Below are 1353 nucleotides of genomic sequence, written 5' to 3' on the forward strand. Positions count from 1 at the left end.
GACTGGGTTTCGCTTTGCAAGCTGGCCACGGTGTAGGGGGTCAGCCGCTCGGATTGTGTTGCGGCCTGCGGTGATCGAAGGTATTCCAGGTAGCCCAGAAACGCCTTCCGCAGCTCGTCGGGGTCGGTGCTGATCAACGGGTCGTGCAGATACCCGCGGTCGCGGGCGAAGCGGCCCAGCTGCGAGCCGATGTTGCGTGTGCGTGAGACGACTGAAGACCACGTGAGCAAGTCATAGGTCAGGGCGCTGCGCAGCCAGAACCGCAGCCCTTCCCGCAGCCACACCGGTTCGATGCCGCGCAGCCGCACCGTTTGGTCGTGGTGAGGTTCGTGCGGGCGTTGAGGGATACGGGGGTCGGCGCGAAGATCCCAGATGTCGTGGCTCCACCACGGGGCGTCGGTGCAGCGCACTGACACGCTCAAATGGAGATGTTCGATGAGATGGCGGATGTTGCGCCGCGACCCCGCCGACGGCAGCCGGTTGTTGCGTCGCTGGAACGCCAGGGCGGCCTGGCGGATCAGCTCGGTGGGATCCAGATCAGCGATGCTGACCGGCGGGTGACCGGTGCGGGCGCTGTGTTCGGCGACCGCACCCGGCAGGGTCCGCACCAGCCAGGCCAGCAGGGAGGGCTCGATACGGCGCAGCTGCTGATCCCAGCACAACCACACCCACCAGGCGATCTCGTCGGCGAACCGCGGTGGGGCCGCCGGGGTGAAATCGTGTGCGGCGGTGGCGCGGTTGGCCCGCAGATAGAACTGGTTGCGCAGGAAGACTTCGTCATAGGGGGCCGCGTAGATCGGGTAGACGGGCCGGCGCCACGCGGCGGGAACCTGCGCCCACTGGGCCTCCCACGAGCCGGGCCCAGCGACCAGTGACGGGGCCTCGCCGGTGGGTGGGCATGGCGGCTCAGTGGGGGTCGTCATCGTGCAGGCCTTTCCATCCGGCCACGTAGTTGCGCCACTGGGCCACGGTGCGCATTTCGGCGTCCTCGGTGACCCAGCCGTAGGTCGACAAAGTGGTTTGGATGTCGGCATGCCCGAGTCGGCGCATCACCACGTGTGGCGGCGCTCCGGACAGCAGCAGCGCAGTGGCATGGGTGTGACGCAGCCAGTGCGGTGTCCAGTCCTCGGGCAGGACACCGTTGCAGCGTCGGGTCAGGGAATCGACTTTGGCGTAAACGGTTTCGGCTCGCATCGGGGCGAAGCGTTCACCGGCGACGAGGTTGACGAACACGAAATGGGTATCCAGGTTCGGCATCGCAAGGTCAGCGCCGTGATCGACCAGATGCCAGACATAGGACGAATACAGGGCTTCCAGGTCGTCGCCGATGTAGATCCGTCGCCCGTGCAGTGT

1 protein-coding gene and 1 pseudogene are annotated in these 1353 nt (G+C 66.7%); both read right to left on the bottom strand.

Annotation, left to right across the window (positions count from 1 at the left end; all coding sequences use genetic code 11):
• A pseudogene (locus tag AWC14_RS10140) lies at window positions 1–923 on the bottom strand (tyrosine-type recombinase/integrase); the annotation flags it as partial.
• Window positions 907–1353: tyrosine-type recombinase/integrase (locus tag AWC14_RS10145; protein WP_158089885.1), on the bottom strand; the 447-nt coding region annotated here is incomplete at its 5' end. The gene AWC14_RS10145 and the pseudogene AWC14_RS10140, both read right to left, overlap by 17 nt.

It is taken from the genome of Mycobacterium kyorinense, assembly GCF_002101735.1.
In the GTDB taxonomy this organism is placed as follows: Bacteria; Actinomycetota; Actinomycetes; order Mycobacteriales; family Mycobacteriaceae; genus Mycobacterium; species Mycobacterium kyorinense.